General features: G+C 61.8%; 17 protein-coding genes. 16 read left to right on the plus strand and 1 reads right to left on the minus strand.

The genetic code is table 11. From position 1 onward, the window contains the following. The first annotated feature begins 9 nt into the window (after positions 1-9). The 8 genes from tkt (at position 10) to gph (ending at position 8083) form a co-directional block, all read left to right on the plus strand. Entirely contained in the window at positions 10-2031 is a 2022-nt protein-coding gene (gene tkt, locus RPG13_RS27765) for a transketolase (protein ID WP_337126530.1), read from the plus strand. 30 nt (positions 2032-2061) lie between these two features. Then, complete coding sequence (gene fba, locus RPG13_RS27770; protein WP_337126531.1) at positions 2062-3141, plus strand: class II fructose-bisphosphate aldolase; 1080 nt, start codon at positions 2062-2064, stop codon at positions 3139-3141. A gap of 21 nt (positions 3142-3162) precedes the next feature. Next, positions 3163-4656 carry a ribulose-bisphosphate carboxylase large subunit gene (locus RPG13_RS27775; RefSeq protein ID WP_370453282.1) on the plus strand — a complete coding sequence of 498 codons (1494 nt, stop codon included), beginning with the start codon at positions 3163-3165 and terminating at the stop codon, positions 4654-4656. Positions 4657-4674: 18 nt separating this feature from the next. Continuing rightward, entirely contained in the window at positions 4675-5109 is a 435-nt protein-coding gene (locus RPG13_RS27780; protein ID WP_095489012.1) for a ribulose bisphosphate carboxylase small subunit, read from the plus strand. An 8-nt stretch (positions 5110-5117) separates the two neighbouring features. After that, entirely contained in the window at positions 5118-6056 is a 939-nt protein-coding gene (gene cbbX / locus RPG13_RS27785) for a CbbX protein (protein WP_337126532.1), read from the plus strand. 62 nt (positions 6057-6118) lie between these two features. Continuing rightward, positions 6119-6805, plus strand: a complete 687-nt coding sequence (gene rpe, locus RPG13_RS27790) for a ribulose-phosphate 3-epimerase (protein WP_292622890.1) — start codon at positions 6119-6121, stop codon at positions 6803-6805. 22 nt (positions 6806-6827) lie between these two features. After that, complete coding sequence (locus RPG13_RS27795; RefSeq protein WP_337126533.1) at positions 6828-7385, plus strand: thioredoxin family protein; 558 nt, start codon at positions 6828-6830, stop codon at positions 7383-7385. Further along, complete coding sequence (gph, locus tag RPG13_RS27800; RefSeq protein WP_292670400.1) at positions 7382-8083, plus strand: phosphoglycolate phosphatase; 702 nt, start codon at positions 7382-7384, stop codon at positions 8081-8083. The genes RPG13_RS27795 and gph overlap by 4 nt, the downstream gene beginning before the upstream one ends. Before the next feature lie 135 nt (positions 8084-8218). Here the strand turns inward: gph and RPG13_RS27805 are convergent, their stop codons facing one another. Next, positions 8219-8599, minus strand: coding sequence for a c-type cytochrome (locus tag RPG13_RS27805; protein ID WP_127291995.1), 381 nt, complete (start codon positions 8597-8599; stop codon positions 8219-8221). A gap of 254 nt (positions 8600-8853) precedes the next feature. Here RPG13_RS27805 and RPG13_RS27810 point away from each other — a divergent pair, with 254 nt between their 5' ends. The 8 genes from RPG13_RS27810 to RPG13_RS27845 all read left to right on the plus strand — a co-directional run bounded on the left by RPG13_RS27810 (position 8854) and on the right by RPG13_RS27845 (position 14152). Continuing rightward, complete coding sequence (locus tag RPG13_RS27810) at positions 8854-9081, plus strand: hypothetical protein (protein ID WP_337126534.1); 228 nt, start codon at positions 8854-8856, stop codon at positions 9079-9081. Next, positions 9065-9304 carry an RNA-binding protein gene (locus RPG13_RS27815; RefSeq protein WP_337126535.1) on the plus strand — a complete coding sequence of 80 codons (240 nt, stop codon included), beginning with the start codon at positions 9065-9067 and terminating at the stop codon, positions 9302-9304. Before RPG13_RS27810 ends, RPG13_RS27815 begins: the two co-directional genes overlap by 17 nt. Before the next feature lie 74 nt (positions 9305-9378). Beyond that, the gene (locus tag RPG13_RS27820) at positions 9379-9984 is read left to right on the plus strand and encodes a hypothetical protein (RefSeq protein WP_337126536.1); all 606 of its coding nucleotides are present in this window, start codon (positions 9379-9381) and stop codon (positions 9982-9984) included. Continuing rightward, positions 9981-11069 (plus strand): helix-turn-helix domain-containing protein, encoded by a 1089-nt coding sequence (locus RPG13_RS27825; protein ID WP_337126537.1) that lies wholly within the window; start codon positions 9981-9983, stop codon positions 11067-11069. The genes RPG13_RS27820 and RPG13_RS27825 overlap by 4 nt, the downstream gene beginning before the upstream one ends. A gap of 304 nt (positions 11070-11373) precedes the next feature. Further along, entirely contained in the window at positions 11374-11583 is a 210-nt protein-coding gene (locus RPG13_RS27830) for a hypothetical protein (protein WP_095489006.1), read from the plus strand. Positions 11584-11620: 37 nt separating this feature from the next. Continuing rightward, positions 11621-12625, plus strand: a complete 1005-nt coding sequence (locus tag RPG13_RS27835) for an ABC transporter substrate-binding protein (RefSeq protein ID WP_337126538.1) — start codon at positions 11621-11623, stop codon at positions 12623-12625. Next, positions 12622-13443 carry an ABC transporter permease gene (locus RPG13_RS27840; RefSeq protein ID WP_337126539.1) on the plus strand — a complete coding sequence of 274 codons (822 nt, stop codon included), beginning with the start codon at positions 12622-12624 and terminating at the stop codon, positions 13441-13443. The genes RPG13_RS27835 and RPG13_RS27840 overlap by 4 nt, the downstream gene beginning before the upstream one ends. Beyond that, complete coding sequence (locus RPG13_RS27845; RefSeq protein WP_095489003.1) at positions 13412-14152, plus strand: ABC transporter ATP-binding protein; 741 nt, start codon at positions 13412-13414, stop codon at positions 14150-14152. The genes RPG13_RS27840 and RPG13_RS27845 overlap by 32 nt, the downstream gene beginning before the upstream one ends. The last annotated feature ends 15 nt before the right edge of the window (positions 14153-14167 follow it).

The following is a 14167-nucleotide window of genomic DNA, read 5'->3' on the forward strand; positions in this document are numbered from 1 at the left end:
GAGGACGCCATGAACAGCCAAGCAGCAGCATTGAAGCCCGTCGCCGCCGTCTCGGAGCGCGACATGGCGAACGCCATTCGCGCACTGGCGATGGACAGCGTCCAAAAGGCCAATTCCGGCCATCCGGGCATGCCGATGGGCATGGCCGATGTCGCGACGGTGCTGTTCAGCCGCTTCATCAACATCGATCCGTCGGCGCCCAACTGGCCCGATCGCGACCGCTTCGTGCTTTCGGCCGGGCACGGCTCGATGCTGCAATATGCGCTGCACTACCTGCTCGGCTTTGAAGACATGCCGATCGAGGAATTGCAGCGGTTTCGCCAGCTGGGCAGCCGCACCGCCGGACATCCCGAATATGGCCATGCGCTCGGCATCGAGACGACGACCGGCCCGCTCGGACAAGGCATCTCGACCGCCGTCGGCATGGCGCTGGCGGAGCGTATGCTTGCTGCCCGCCATGGCGCCGACCTCGTCGACCATTTCACCTACGTGATCGCCGGCGACGGCTGCCTGCAGGAAGGCATCAGCCATGAGGCGATCGACCTTGCCGGTCACCTGAAGCTCTCCCGGCTGATCGTCTTCTGGGACGACAATGCGATCTCGATCGACGGACCGACGTCGCTGTCGACATCGATGGACCAGCCGGCCCGGTTCAAGGCCGCGGGATGGCAGGTCCAATCGGTGGACGGCCATGACACGGAAGCCGTTGGAGCAGCAATCGAAGCAGCACAGCAGTCGGATCGGCCGTCCCTGATCGCCTGCCGCACGGTGATCGGCAAGGGCGCGCCCAATCTGGGCGGCTCGGAAAAGACGCATGGCGCACCGCTGGGCGATGCAGAGATCGCCGCGACGCGCGAAAACATCGGCTGGGCCTACGCGCCGTTCGAGGTGCCGGACGACATCCTTTTCACCTGGCGCGAAATTGCCGAGCGCGGGCAAGCGGCGCGGCGCGCCTGGGAGCAGCGGCTTGCCGCCTCGCCGCAGCGCCAGGCGTTTGAGAGCGCGGTCGCCGGCAACCTGCCCGACGCAGTCTTCGAAGCGCTCGGCGCATTCCGCAAGGAGCATGTCGAGAAGGTGACCAAGGTTGCCACGCGAAAAGCCTCCGAAATGGCGCTCGGCGCAATCAACGCCGCAACCGACCTGACCGTCGGTGGCTCCGCCGATCTGACGCATTCGAACCTGACGATCACCAAGGGCATGGATCGCATAGCGCCTGATGACTATGCCGGCCGCTACATCCACTACGGGATCCGCGAGCACGGCATGGCCGCGGCCATGAACGGCATCGCGCTGCATGGCGGCTTCGTGCCTTATGGCGGCACGTTCCTGTGCTTTGCCGACTATGCGCGCGGCGCGATGCGGCTCTCGGCGCTGATGGGCCAGCGCGTCGTCTATGTGATGACCCATGATTCCATCGGTCTCGGCGAGGACGGCCCGACCCACCAGCCGGTCGAGCACCTGGCGATGCTGCGGGCCACGCCAAACCTCAACGTCTTTCGTCCGGCCGACATCATCGAAACGGCGGAGTGCTGGGAATTGGCGCTGAAGAGCAAGAACCGGCCGAGCGTGCTGGTGCTCTCGCGCCAGAACCTGCCGATGCTGCGCCAAGCACACAGCGAGGAGGCACAGAGCGATGAGAACCGGTCGAGCCAGGGCGCTTACGTCCTGCGCGAGCCGGCCGAGCACCGCGCCGTGACGCTGATCGCCACCGGCTCGGAGGTCGAGATCGCCGTGGCCGCCGCCGAACGGCTGGAGAGCGAGCACGGCATCGCCGCCGCGGTCGTCTCGATGCCGTGCTGGGAGCTTTTCGAGGAACAGGATGCGGACTACCGCAAGTCCGTCCTCGGCTCGGCGCCGCGCATCGCCGTCGAGGCCGCCGCCCGGCTCGGCTGGGACCGCTGGATCGGCGATACCGGCGCTTTCGTCGGCATGGCCGGTTTCGGCGCCAGCGCCCCTGCCCCGGATCTCTACCGGCATTTCGACATCACGCCCGAAGCCGTCGCCGCAGCGGCGCTGAAGCTCATCATCTAGCCCAACTTCCGCAGCTAAGAGGACCCGACAATGGCCCGCATCACCCTTCGCCAGCTTCTCGACCATGCCGCCGAGCACGGTTACGGCGTTCCGGCATTCAACATCAACAACATGGAACAAGGCCTTGCCATCATGGAGGCGGCCAAGGCCTGCGACGCGCCGGTCATCATCCAGGCGTCACGCGGCGCCCGTTCCTATGCCAACGACATCATGCTGGCCAAGATGATGGAGGCGCTGACCGAAATGCATCCGGCCATTCCGCTATGCATCCATCAGGATCACGGCAACAACGAAGCCACCTGCCTTTCGGCGATCCGCCACGGCTTCACCTCGGTGATGATGGACGGGTCATTGATGGCGGATGCCAAGACGCCGGCGAGCTACGACTACAACGTCGCCATCACCGAACGTGTCGCCCGCATGGCGCATTGGGTCGGCGCTTCCGTCGAAGGCGAACTCGGCGTGCTCGGCTCGCTGGAAACCGGCCAGGGCGAGGCCGAGGACGGTCATGGCGCGGAAGGTGCGCTTTCCCACGACCAGCTTTTGACCGATCCCGATCAGGCGGTCGACTTCGTCACCGCCACCCAGGTCGACGCGCTGGCGATTGCCTGCGGCACCTCGCACGGCGCCTACAAATTCAGCCGCAAGCCCGACGGCGGCATCCTCGCCATGCAGGTGATCGAGGCGATCCACGAAAAGCTGCCCAACACGCATCTGGTCATGCATGGCTCTTCCTCCGTGCCGCAGGAACTGCAGGACATCATCAACAAATATGGCGGCGAGATGCCCCAGACGTTTGGCGTTCCGGTCGAGGAGATCGAGCGCGGCATCCGCTACGGCGTGCGCAAGGTCAACATCGACACCGATTGCCGCATGGCCATGGCCGGGCAGTTCCGCCGCGTCGCGATGGAGGACCCGCGCGAGTTCGATCCGCGTAAATTCCTGAAACCCGCCATGGACGCCTTGCGCGACCTTTGCCGCGATCGCTTCGAACGCTTCGGCACCGCGGGCAACGCCTCGAAGATCCGGGTTATCGCCATGGACGAGATGGCGAAACGTTATGCCGCGGGAAAGCTCGACCCGCAAATCGCAACCGCGAAAGCCGCCTGAGCGGCAAACAGGAGACCTGTCATGAACAAGATCGACATGCCGTCAGCGGGCACGCTCAAGGAAGGCAGCGAACGCTACAAGTCGGGCGTCATCCCCTACAAGAAGATGGGCTACTGGGAGCCGGACTACCGGCCCAAGGAGACCGACCTGATCGCCATGTTTCGGATCACGCCGCAGCCCGGCGTCGACCACGAGGAGGCGGCCGCCGCCATCGCCGGTGAATCCTCGACCGCGACATGGACCGTGGTGTGGACCGACAGGCTGACCGCCTGCGAGCTCTACCGCGCCAAGGCGTTCAAATCCGAGCCGGTGCCGAACACAGGTCCCGGCACCAAGACCGAGCAGCAGTACTTCGCTTACATCGCCTACGACCTCGACCTGTTCGAGCCGGGCTCAATCGCCAACCTGACGGCATCGATCATCGGCAACGTGTTCGGCTTCAAGGCGGTCAAGGCCTTGCGGCTCGAGGATATGCGCATCCCGGTGGCTTACCTCAAAACCTTCCAGGGCCCGGCGACCGGCATCGTGGTGGAACGGGAGCGGCTCGACAAGTTCGGCCGGCCGCTGCTCGGCGCGACGACGAAGCCGAAGCTTGGCCTGTCAGGCCGCAATTACGGTCGCGTCGTCTACGAGGCGCTGAAGGGTGGCCTCGACTTCGTCAAGGACGACGAGAACATCAACTCGCAGCCCTTCATGCACTGGCGCGACCGCTTCCTCTACTGCATGGAGGCTGTGAACAAGGCGTCGGCCGCCACCGGCGAAGTCAAGGGCCATTATCTCAACGTCACCGCCGGCACGATGGAGGAGATGTACGAGCGCGCCGAATTCGCAAAACAGCTTGGCTCCTGCATCGTCATGATCGACCTCGTCATCGGCTACACGGCGATCCAGTCGATGGCCAAGTGGGCACGCCGCAACGACATGATCCTGCACCTGCACCGCGCCGGCAACTCGACCTATTCGCGCCAGAAGAACCACGGCATGAATTTTCGCGTCATCTGCAAATGGATGCGGATGGCCGGCGTCGATCACATCCATGCCGGCACGGTGGTCGGCAAGCTGGAAGGCGACCCGCTGATGATCAAGGGGTTTTATGACACGCTGCGCGAGGAGCGCACACCGCAGAACCTCGAAACCGGGCTGTTCTTCGATCAGGACTGGGCCTCGCTCAACAAGGTGATGCCCGTCGCCTCCGGCGGCATCCATGCCGGCCAGATGCACCAGCTGATCCATTATCTCGGCGAGGACGTCATCCTGCAGTTCGGCGGCGGCACGATCGGCCATCCGGACGGCATCCAGGCTGGTGCGACGGCCAATCGCGTCGCGTTGGAGGCGATGATCCTCGCCCGCAACGAGGGCCGCGACTATCTGCGCGAAGGGACCAAAATCCTCGAACAGGCGGCCAGATGGTGCACGCCGCTGAAGGCGGCCCTGGAGACCTGGAAGGACGTCACCTTCAACTACGAATCGACCGACACGGCCGACTTCGTGCCAACCGCAACGCCCAGCTTCTAGACGAAAGGAACCGTCGCCATGATGACCAATCCGGGAAACAAGGTCACGCAGGGACAGTTTTCGTTCCTGCCCGACCTGACCGATGAGCAGATTTCGGCGCAGATCAAATACGCGCTGAAAAACCACTGGGCGGTCAGCGTCGAGTACACGGACGATCCGCATCCGCGAAACACCTATTGGGAAATGTACGGCAACCCGATGTTCGACCTGAAGGACCCGGCGGGCATCCTGCTTGAAATCAACAATTGCCGGAAAGCCATGGCCAACATGTATGTCCGGGTCACCGCCTTCGATTCGACCAAGGGCTGGGAAGCGCCGCGCATGTCGTTCATCGTCAACCGGCCGCCCAGCGAACCCGGGTTCCGGCTGCTGCGCCAGGAGCGCGACGGCCGCAGCCAGGGCTATTCGATCGTGCCTTATGCGACCGACAGGCCCGAAGGCGAGCGGAGCTAGGCGAAACCATGCTTGACGCGATAGCAAAGGGCGCTGCCGCGCAGGACGAATCGTTCGATCTGCAGGCCGAGTTCGAGGCGTCCAACATCGACGAGGTGATGGACAAGCTCGACCGCGAGCTCGTTGGCTTGAAGCCGATCAAGACCCGCATCCGCGAGATCGCGGCGCTGCTCCTGGTCGACCGGCTTCGCCGCAAGTTCGGGCTGACCTCGGGCGCGCCGACGCTGCACATGAACTTTACGGGAAATCCCGGCACCGGAAAGACCACCGTGGCGCTGAGGATGGCCGAAATCCTGCATCGTCTCGGCTATGTCCGCGAAGGCCACATGGTTGCGGTGACGCGAGACGATCTCGTCGGTCAGTATGTTGGCCACACCGCGCCCAAGACCCGCGAGGTGATCAAGCGCGCCATGGGCGGGGTGCTTTTCATCGACGAGGCCTACTATCTCTACAAGCCCGAGAACGAACGCGACTACGGCCAGGAATCGATCGAAATCCTGCTGCAATGCATGGAGAACAACCGTGACGATCTGGTTGTGATTCTTGCCGGCTACAAGAACAAGATGGACCGCTTCTTCGACAGCAATCCCGGCATGCGCTCGCGCATCGCCCACCACCTCGATTTTCCCGACTACGGCGTCGGCGAGCTCAAATCGATCGCCGAGATCATGCTGGCGGAACAGAACTACCGTCTCAGCGAGGCGGCGGCCAAGGCGCTCGAAGAGTATCTCCCGATCCGCATGCGGCTGCCGCATTTCTCCAACGCTCGCTCGGTCCGCAATGGGCTCGACCGGGCGCGGCTTCGCCAGGCCAACCGGCTTTTCGCGGCGCGCGACCGGGCGTTGACGAAGACCGACCTTATCACCATTGAGGAATCCGATATTCGCGGCAGCCGCGTGTTCGCGGAAGGTAAGCTCGAAGGCGAGCCGGAGACGAAGGCGCGCTGACAAGGTGACGCCGGTTGGTGTGCAGCGACCGGAAACGGAAGATAGAATGGGAGCCGACGACCATGGGTACCAAGACAATCATCGCGCCCTCGGTGCTTTCTGCGGACTTCTCGCGGCTCGGCGACGAGGTCGAAACGGTCGTCCGGGCGGGCGCCGACTGGATCCATCTCGACGTGATGGATGGCCATTTCGTGCCCAACATCACCTTCGGTCCGCCGGTGATCAAGGCGATCCGTGATCGAACGGACAAGATCTTCGATTGCCATCTGATGATCGCGCCAGCCGACGCCTATCTCGCCGCCTTCGCTGATGCCGGCTGCGACATCATCACGGTGCATGCCGAGGCCGGGCCGCATCTCGACCGTTCGCTGCAGGCAATCAGGAATCTCGGCAAGAAGGCCGGCGTGTCGCTGAACCCGTCGACACCGGAAAGCGTCATCGAATATGTGCTCGACCGGCTCGATCTGGTGCTTCTGATGACCGTCAATCCAGGCTTCGGCGGCCAGGCTTTCATTTCGGCTGTCGTCGACAAGGTCAGGCGGGTCAAGGCGCTGATCGGCGACCGCCCGATCGACATCGAGATCGACGGCGGCGTCACGCCCGAGACCGCTCCGCTGGTCACCGCGGCCGGCGCCAATGTGCTGGTCGCCGGCTCGGCCATCTTTAGGGGTGGCACCGAGGCTGCCTTTCGCGCCAATATCGGCGCCATCAGGCAGGCGGCCGACGGGGCGATCCGGAAAGCCGCGTAAACCGTCACATCGGAGGGCAAATATGGCGGCAATCCCACCTGTCTGCGATTTCGGCTGGCAAGCCATCGATGCCGTTTTGCCCGGCGTTGACGGCAAATCGCATTCGATCTTCAGCCACGCCGGCCCGAACGGGCTGGTGGTGGCCTTCATCTGCCACCACTGTCCCTATGTGAAGGCGGTGATTTCACGCATCGTCCGCGACGCCAACGACCTCAAGGCGCAAGGCATCGGCTTTGTCGCGATCAACGCCAACGATGCCGACGCCTACCCCGATGATTCCTTCGACAACATGAAGCTTTTCGCCAGAACGAACAGCTTCACCTTCCCCTACCTCCACGACGAGCGCCAGACAGTGGCGCGTGCCTATGGAGCCGTTTGCACTCCGGATTTCTTCGGGCTCAACAGCGACTTGACGCTGCAATATCGCGGCCGGCTGGACGCGGCGCGGCGCGACGCCGGACCGCCCGGGCTGAGGCGCGACCTGTTCGAGGCGATGAAGCAAATTGCCCGAACCGGCGACGGACCGCTGGACCAGATCGCTTCGATCGGCTGCTCGATCAAGTGGAAGGACGCCGCATGAACGTCGGCATGGGCAGGCCGTTTCGATCGCCGAAGGCAATCCTATTCGATCTCGACGGCACGCTGGTCGATTCGGCGCCTGATATAACGGCCGCAGTCAACGAGTTGCTGGCCGGCCGCGATCTGCCGCCGCTGCGCCTGGAGCAAGTCAAGGCCATGATCGGCGGCGGCGTCAGGAAACTGATCGAGCGAGCCTTCGCGGCTTCCGGCACGCCGCTTCTCGGCAGCGCGCTCGATGAGGCCAACCGCGTCATGGCGCCGATCTACCGCAGACATCTGACCGGCCTGACAAAGCTGATGCCTGGCGTCAGGGAGGTTCTCACGCACTTCCACTTGAGCGGAATAGCCATGGGCGTGGTGACCAACAAGCCGCAGTTGGCGGCTCGGGAAATCCTGCTGCATTTCGGGCTGACGGACTATCTCGGCGCGATCGTCGGCGGAGATGCGGTGACATGCCTGAAACCGGCGCCCGACGCTCTGCTGCTGGCGCTCGACCAGCTTCAGGTCGAACCGCGTGACACGTTGATGGTCGGAGACAGCAGCGCCGACGTGGCCGCCGCGCGCGCCGCCGGCATGCCCGTCATCCTGCTGCGTGGCGGCTACACCCAGATTGCTGTTGAAGAGCTTGGCGCCGACCTCGTTTGCGACGGTCTGCTCGACCTGCCGTCCGCCATGCAGAGGCTGCAAGACGCCGCTTGACCGGCGGCGCCAACCACCAGGGAGGGCGCCGGCCGAACGCAGTTTCGAACGGCCGGCGAAGTCGCGTTACTTCGTGCGAAGAACCGGGTTATTTCCTGCGGAAAAACCGGGTTATTTCCTAACGGAAAAACCGGGTTATTTGGAGAATTGCTTCAGATAGGCGATGACGTTGGCAAGATCCTCGTCCTTCTTGAGGCCGGGAAACGCCATCTTTGTGCCTTTGATCATGGCCTTGGGATCGCGAAGATAGGTCGTCAGCGTGGCTTCGTCCCATTTGACGCCGGATCCACCCGCCTCGGTCATGGGTTTGGAATATTTGAACCCCGGATGCGTGCCGGCCGTCCGGCCGATAACGCCGCTCAACGACGGACCGATCTTGTTCTTGTCCTCGTCGACGACGTGGCAGGCCTTGCATTTGGCGAAGACCTTCTCACCCGCGGCGGCATCCTGCGCCTGAGATTGGTTCGTGATAGCAGTCGCAACGGACACGACGGCGAAAAATGCGATTGCACGCATGGCATTTCCTCATTGATCGTCAAGGTGCCCTGGACGATTTGCGCAGGCCGTTTGATCATCGGCATGCGTCGTTTTATGGCAGAGCGGAAACTTCTCCCTTGTGGAGTTGCAACGCCTGCATCTTGGAAGCTACCCGGCAGACGAGGGATGTCAACCATACTGAAGTTCAGGTAGTGTCTCAGTTTGAAATTCAGAAAATCGCCGGTCGTGTTTGAAGCCCTAGGCGAAACCGCCTATGCTTAGCGGAAAGCATTTTGGAGGACGGCGCCTTGGAATCGATGGAAGAGTTGATGAAGGAAGCTCGGCAACTGCATGACCAAAACATGCGGAAGCTGGCTGCCATATATTTTGACAAGGTGTCGCCCGCTCCAGGCATCACGAAGGACGACGCTATCGCAATCCTGAAGGAAGACATCCTGCGCATGCGCGCAATGATGAAAAGATATGGCGGTTGGAGCGACAACGATGCCGACCGGACCTAAAGGCCAGAAGCGCCCCGCCGATGTGATCGGCAACGCCGTCCGCGTCATGCGCATTGCGACCGGCGAAGAAGAAGACACCGTGATTGACGACGGCAAAGACCCTGCCGCCAAGGCGCTTGGTGCGAAGGGCGGAAAGAAGCGCGCGGAAAACATGACGCCAGAGCGGCGAGCCGAGATCGCCAAGAAGGCGGCGGCAAAGCGGTGGAATAAGCCGGACGCATAGCATCGCGCATAATTCGGAGTTGCATTCCGGAAAGACCCATGCGATGATTCCCCATCGAATCGCGGGAAACATCTATGCCCAATCCAGATGAAGCGGTAGTTCGGCGTGTGCTCGCTCAAAATGAACGGGACGTGCGAATTCGATCTTGTATTGAGAAAGCTTGGGAGGACTTGAAAGAGAGATACGCTGACCGGGCTTGGTGGCGACGTACATCCACGACGCGGGCGGTCATGTGGGAAAATAGTGTTCAGGCCGTCTTGGCTGAGCTGAGCGTGGATGAAGGCATTCGGCCCGTTCCACATGACGATACTGTTTCGTTCATCGCAGATGATTTGGTCAGATTCCGCCTAAAGAAGGCTGCCCTCAGCCTCTTTACGTCAAATTTTCCGACCCAGCTTGCAGATCTATTTCACATTCACCAAGCAGACATGTTTGGACATGTCGGGCATCACCGCGTGGAAATCGTTCATGTGTTCAATCGCTTTCAGACGGCGCTTGACTGGATCGGCGTAGTCGCTCGCGAAAAAAATGAAATTCTGTGGAAGTTCGAACTTCCTCAAGGTGGCGCTGCCGTAGTGGCTTTGCCGCCTGTGGTGCCGACCAAGCCCGCTTCGGATTCTGTCCTGCGGCCGGCGGCGAAGACGGATCAAGACAAGAAGACGGATGACGATAAGAAGTGACCAACGCCACCTTCAATGCATCGCTACTGCTTCTCGCGAGGCAGTACAGGAGAGCGAGTCAGGGCGAGGTCGCCGCTAAGGCTGGTCTCAACCAAGGTCACTACTCGCGCATTGAAAATGGGCTGCTACCGGATGGCCCCTCTCATGAGAATGTGGAGCGGATAGCGGCTGCGCTCCAATTCCCCTCTACATTCTTCTATCAGACGGACGGTCTCACTGGGTTGCCATTGAGCGTACATCCCATGCACCGCAAAAGGGCTGCGGTCGGCGAGCGCGTTCTCAAACAGATTCACGCTGAACTGAACATCCGCCTGATCCACCTTCGGCGATACCTTCGGGCCGCCGACTTACACCCAGAATTGCCGCTCCCGCATGTGGATGTTGATGAAGGCGGTGGGCCACAGGAAATTGCACATCTGATCCGCCGCGCTTGGTCCATACCAGAAGGCCCCATAGCCAACTTGACGGACTACTGTGAGCGGGCCGGAATTCTCATAATCTGGTGCGATCTCGAAAAGGGCATCGATGGCGTTACGATGCGCGTGCGGGATTTGCCGCCGTGTATTTTTCTAAATCGAAGCGTGCCACCTGATCGAATGCGCGCATCCCTTGCTCATGAGCTCGGGCATGTAATCATGCATCGCATCCCAACGGAAAACATTGAAGATGAGGCAAATGCTTTTGCAGCCGAACTGATGGTTCCTGAAAGGCAGTTTCGACGTCAGTTCATTGGACGGGCGGGCATCTCGCTGGAATGGCTGGCGCTCCAAAAGGCGCACTGGAAAATGTCGATGGCCTTTTTGCTTTATCGGGCTGGCGCAATCGATGCGATTACTCGACATCAAAGTGAGTATGCCTGGAAGAAGATCGCATCCATGGGTTGGAGGCTTAGAGAGCCTCACGAAACTGACTTCCCTTATGAAGAACCGTCGATCTTCCCCGCGCTTTTGAGGATGCACAGCGAGACCCTTGGTTTCGATCTCGAAACCATTGGTCGACTTGTTAGCTGCGACGTCGGCGAGTTGCAGCAGATGTATCGGCCCTATCTCGGTCGCGGCAAGCCCGGCCTCTATGTCGTTAAGTGAACGTTTATGCTTGAAGCGATTGCCCTCGTATTTTCATTGCTTTGTGACGGCAGCTATGCTAGGAATTTATTCATGGTGCTGATTTGCGCCAACGACCCGCCGTCGAGGCGGGTTTTTTTGTTTCAGGCTTCGGCGCCCCGTCCATTCGCCTTTATTGACGGCCATTGGGCGAACGCGTAGCCTAAAACCATTCCGGTTTTCCATGGGCACCTCGGGACTCCGGCAGTTGGCGATTTTGTCCAGGCTCGCAGATCGAGCCGGATCTCGCCGAAGCGGGCGTCTTCAAGCGCGCAAGAGGTGCTGAATGGATATGGTCGACCTCATACTAACGGTTTGCCTGATTGCCAATCCGGGCAACTGCCGAGACGAACATCTCTATTTCGAGAGCCGTGGCTCTCTGTTCCAATGTATGATGCTGGCGCCCAGCGAAATCGCGAAATGGTCGCAGGAACACCCGACCCTCAAGGTCAAGCGCTGGAAATGCGCTTCGCCGAGCAAGGACCGTGCGATCTGATCGGCGCCCGGCTTATCCTGGCCCGGGAGGAGGCATCATGATGATTTCGCGTCGAGGAACGCTCCGTCTGGCAGCTCTTGGAACAGCCGCGGCGCTTGTCTCAAGGCCCTCCTTCGCCACGACCCCCTCCTTCGCCATGGGCAAGGTTCGCATCGGCGTGCTGAAGTTCGGCACCGTGAGCTGGGCGCTTGACACCATGAAGCAGCACAAGTTCGATGCAGCCAACGGCATCGATCTGGAGATCGTCGATTTCGCCGGCGAGGATGCAACCAACGTCGCGATGCTGGCCGGCGCGATCGACATCATCGTCTCCGACTGGTTGTGGGTCTCGCGCCAGCGCTCGGAAGGCGTCGACCTCACATTGGTCCCCTATTCGACCGCCGTCGGGGCGATCATGGTGAAGGAGCAATCGCCGGTCCGGACGATCGCCGATCTCAAGGGAAAAAAGATCGGCGTCGCCGGCGGGCCTCTCGATAAAAGCTGGCTGCTGATCCAGGCGCTGGCCAGACGCGATCACGGCCTCGACCTGCCGGCAACCAGCGACATCGTCTTTGGCGCGCCGCCGCTGATTTCGGAAAAGGCGATGCAAGGCGAACTCGATGCGGTGCTCAATTTCTGGCATTTTTGCGCCCGGCTCGAGGCCAACGGCTTTCGTCGGCTGATCGGCGCGGATGATGCGGCGAAAGCGCTCGGGGCCTCGGGCGCGGTGTCGGCGCTCGGCTATGTCTTTCATGACAAATGGGCGAACGAGAATCCGGACGCTATCAGGGGCTTCATCAAGGCCTCAGCGCAGTCCAAGGACTTGCTGGCCAGATCCGACGATGAGTGGCTGCGCCTTGCGCCGATTATCCGCGCACAAGGCGAGGAATTGGCAAAACTGCGTGACCGCTATCGCGACGGCATTCCCAGACGCCCCGTCGCCGAGGATGCGGCCGACGCAGGCAAGCTCTACCGCGTGCTGGCCGAGATCGGCGGCGAAAAGCTGGTCGGCCGCGCGCCCGAAATGGCGCCCGGCACGTTCTGGCAGGAACCCCCGAAATGACCGCACCCGACACCGGCGATCGCACGCCTGGTGCTGCGGCCGGCAGCCAATCCAGCCTAGCAACGGCGCTGACACCCGTGCTGACGGTCGCGGTCTCTCTGCTCGGGCTTTGCCTGCTGTGGGGTTTTGCGGCAAATGCCTGGCCGAGCCGTGCCTTTCCAGGGCCGGGACAGGTCTGGCAGGTGCTGCTGGCAGAGGCGGCGAGCGGCGACCTTTTCTACCATCTCGGCGCGACACTCGGCCGGGTTGCCGCGGCATATGTCATCGCGATGGTCGTTGGCTCGGTCATCGGCGTTGCCCTCGGCAGCTACCGCAGCGCAGACCGGTTCTTCAGTCCCTGGGTGATCCTGTTTCTCAACATTCCCGCGCTGGTGGTCATCGTGCTCGCCTACATCTGGTTCGGCCTCAACGAAGCGGCGGCGATTGGAGCGGTTGCCGTCAACAAGATCCCGAATGTCGTGGTGACGATGCGCGAAGGCGCCAGGGCGCTTGATCCGAACTATGCCGAAATGGCCGTCGTCTACCGCTTCGGTCTTCTCGACCGCATACGCCATGTCCTGCTGCCGCAGTTGCAGCCCTATCTTGCCGCCGCCTCACGATCCGGCATCGCCCTCATCTGGAAGATCGTCCTGGTGGTCGAGCTGCTCGGCCGTTCCAATGGCGTCGGCTTCCAGATCTATCTCTATTTCCAGCTCTTCGACGTCGCCGCCATTCTTGCCTACACGCTGGCTTTCGTGGCGGTGATGCTTGTCATCGAACTTCTTGTGGTGCAGCCCGTTGAACGACATGCAACCCGTTGGCGCCGTCGTCCCGCTTAGGGTCGACATCGCCGAAAAGACCTTCAGGTCCGCGCAGGGCGTCTCGATCACGGCGCTCCAGGACCTTTCGTTCGAGGTCCGGCAAGGCGAATTCGCCTGCTTGCTGGGGCCGTCGGGCTGCGGCAAGACCACGACGCTGCGCATCCTGCTTGGGTTGGACAAAGATTTTTCCGGCTCCTTCCAACTGCCTGAAGGCGGCTCCAACCGGATCGCCGCCGTATTCCAGGAGCCGATTCTGCTGCCATGGCGGACAGTGGAGCAGAATGTCAGGCTGGCACTGCCGAAAAGCCTGAGAACGAAGAACCTCGACGGGCTGTTCGACACGCTCGGTCTCGCCGGCATGCGCTCGCTCTATCCGGCGGAGCTTTCGCTCGGCCTTGCGCGCAGGGCAGCGCTGGCCAGGGCCTTCGCCACCGAACCGGCAGTGCTTTTCCTGGACGAACCCTTTGCCTCGCTCGACGAACGGACCGCCGAGCGGCTTCGGCACCTGCTTTTGACCGTGTGGTCGGCGCGGCCTACGACCGCCCTGATGGTCACGCACAATCTGCGCGAGGCCCTGATGCTGTCGGATCGCATCATCGTGCTCGCGCAGCGGCCAGCCCATGTGCTCGGCATGTTCGACGTAAGGCTGCCGCGGCACTATCGCAATCCACAGGTGATGAGCGACCTTTTGCGGTCTTTCCACCAAAAATTTCCGGGCGTGGTCTGATCGCCTTACAGCTCG

Source organism: Mesorhizobium sp. ISC15 (genome assembly GCF_037162615.1).
Lineage (GTDB): Bacteria > Pseudomonadota > Alphaproteobacteria > Rhizobiales > Rhizobiaceae > Mesorhizobium > Mesorhizobium mediterraneum.

Excerpts from the sequence above, each read along its gene's own strand:
- RPG13_RS27805 (WP_127291995.1), bottom strand. The coding sequence starts at position 8,599 with ATGCGTGCAATCGCATTTTTCGCCGTCGTGTCCGTTGCGACTGCTATC.
- RPG13_RS27815 (WP_337126535.1), top strand. The coding sequence starts at position 9,065 with ATGCCGACCGGACCTAAAGGCCAGAAGCGCCCCGCCGATGTGATCGGC.
- cbbX (WP_337126532.1), top strand. The coding sequence starts at position 5,118 with ATGCTTGACGCGATAGCAAAGGGCGCTGCCGCGCAGGACGAATCGTTC.
- RPG13_RS27775 (WP_370453282.1), top strand. The coding sequence starts at position 3,163 with ATGAACAAGATCGACATGCCGTCAGCGGGCACGCTCAAGGAAGGCAGC.
- tkt (WP_337126530.1), top strand. The coding sequence starts at position 10 with ATGAACAGCCAAGCAGCAGCATTGAAGCCCGTCGCCGCCGTCTCGGAG.
- RPG13_RS27830 (WP_095489006.1), top strand. The coding sequence starts at position 11,374 with ATGGATATGGTCGACCTCATACTAACGGTTTGCCTGATTGCCAATCCG.
- RPG13_RS27780 (WP_095489012.1), top strand. The coding sequence starts at position 4,675 with ATGATGACCAATCCGGGAAACAAGGTCACGCAGGGACAGTTTTCGTTC.
- RPG13_RS27835 (WP_337126538.1), top strand. The coding sequence starts at position 11,621 with ATGATGATTTCGCGTCGAGGAACGCTCCGTCTGGCAGCTCTTGGAACA.
- RPG13_RS27820 (WP_337126536.1), top strand. The coding sequence starts at position 9,379 with ATGCCCAATCCAGATGAAGCGGTAGTTCGGCGTGTGCTCGCTCAAAAT.
- RPG13_RS27840 (WP_337126539.1), top strand. The coding sequence starts at position 12,622 with ATGACCGCACCCGACACCGGCGATCGCACGCCTGGTGCTGCGGCCGGC.
- RPG13_RS27845 (WP_095489003.1), top strand. The coding sequence starts at position 13,412 with ATGCAACCCGTTGGCGCCGTCGTCCCGCTTAGGGTCGACATCGCCGAA.
- RPG13_RS27795 (WP_337126533.1), top strand. The coding sequence starts at position 6,828 with ATGGCGGCAATCCCACCTGTCTGCGATTTCGGCTGGCAAGCCATCGAT.
- rpe (WP_292622890.1), top strand. The coding sequence starts at position 6,119 with ATGGGTACCAAGACAATCATCGCGCCCTCGGTGCTTTCTGCGGACTTC.
- fba (WP_337126531.1), top strand. The coding sequence starts at position 2,062 with ATGGCCCGCATCACCCTTCGCCAGCTTCTCGACCATGCCGCCGAGCAC.
- gph (WP_292670400.1), top strand. The coding sequence starts at position 7,382 with ATGAACGTCGGCATGGGCAGGCCGTTTCGATCGCCGAAGGCAATCCTA.